This window comes from Gordonia sp. BP-119, assembly GCF_016924115.1.
GTDB classification, from domain to species: Bacteria; Actinomycetota; Actinomycetes; order Mycobacteriales; family Mycobacteriaceae; genus Gordonia; species Gordonia hongkongensis.
In genome coordinates this window covers 1-1,329 of record NZ_JAFFZF010000101.1, presented here as the reverse complement: position 1 = coordinate 1,329, position 1,329 = coordinate 1, and the positions used below count along the sequence as shown (strand labels likewise).

The window sequence follows — 1,329 nt, the reverse complement described above, 5'->3', positions numbered from 1 at the left end:
TCACCGTCATCGCCTGGGCCTTCAGTTCCGGGTCGACACGACGAACACAGGGTGGGGACTTTTATCTGGCCACCAGCGGGGACCTCGACCTGGCCACCAGTGGGGACTTTCTCATGGCCATGGACACTGGTGGACAGCAACCTTCAGCTACTCAGTGGACTGGCACAGGTCGCCGCACAGCTTCGGGCTCCCGCACGGGAGGTCGGCGATTCTGACTCGGCAACCGGCTTCTATCTCCCCGCGGATGCGTTCAAGGACCAGCAGTTCAGTCAGGTCGCTCGACAGTTCATCTCGTCCGACGGGAAAACCGTGCGCTATGCGGTACAGACCGCCTACGACCCATACTCTGCCGATGCAATGACGCTGGCGAACGAGCTGTCCAGCGTCGCCGAGAACGCGATGCCGAACACCACTCTGGAGGGCGGACGTGCTTCTGTTGCGGGCTTTCCTGCGATCAATGCCGACGTCCAGCGACTGTTGTCGTACGATTTCAAACTGCTCGGCATAGCCACCCTTCTCATCGTGGGTCTGATCCTGATGCTGCTGTTGCGGGCCGTCGTTGCACCTGTCTATCTCCTTGCAACCGTCGTCTTGAACTACATGGCGGCTCTCGGTATTGGTGTGCTCGTACTTCAACACATCCTCGGTGCCGGGATCGCCTGGCCCGTGCCACTGGTGTCGTTCATTGTCTTGGTGGCGGTGGGCGCCGACTACAACATGCTGCTGGTGTCACGGCTGAGAGAGGAAACGAGGTGGAGCGTGCGGGTCGGCGTAATGCGTACCGTCGCTTACACCGGGTCGGTCATCACCTCGGCTGGGTTGATATTCGCGGCCAGCATGTTTGGGCTGATGGTCGGGTCCATCGATGTGATGGTGCAAATCGGGTTCATCATCGGTGTCGGTTTGCTGCTCGACACGTTCCTGGTGCGGACCTTAGTAGTCCCGGCGCTAGCGGTGCTGCTGGGCACTGCGAGCTGGTGGCCGGGTGACATCGACCGTTTCCGGCTCGCCCCTTGACCATCGCAAAAGTCACGCGGACGGACCCATGGGGATCTGACAAGCGTCGGTCGCTGAATATCCCGACCATTCCGTCAACAGGTAGGAGGGGCATAAGCATGACGCAGCACCGTCGCCCGTGATAGATGAGTTGCGTCCTAATTCAAACGCTAGCTGCACTGACCTTGGTACGCGGCTGGCTGGTGGTTGAACCGCCCCGGGTCTGTCGGAGGCTCTCGAACCTGTGAAGGATGGAGAGCATGGCAGCACCACGCAAGTACAGTGAGGAACTCAAGGACCGGGCCACCCGGATGGCATGTGAAGCGCGACGAG

The 1,329-nt window shown here is 60.6% G+C and carries 1 protein-coding gene; it reads left to right on the top strand.

Features of this window, described 5'->3' with window-relative positions; genetic code table 11:
- A partial coding sequence (locus tag JW364_RS23980; RefSeq protein ID WP_205334501.1) for an MMPL family transporter occupies nucleotides 1-1,017 on the top strand: 1,017 nt, incomplete at its 5' end.
- Between the last annotated feature and the right edge of the window lie 312 nt (nucleotides 1,018-1,329).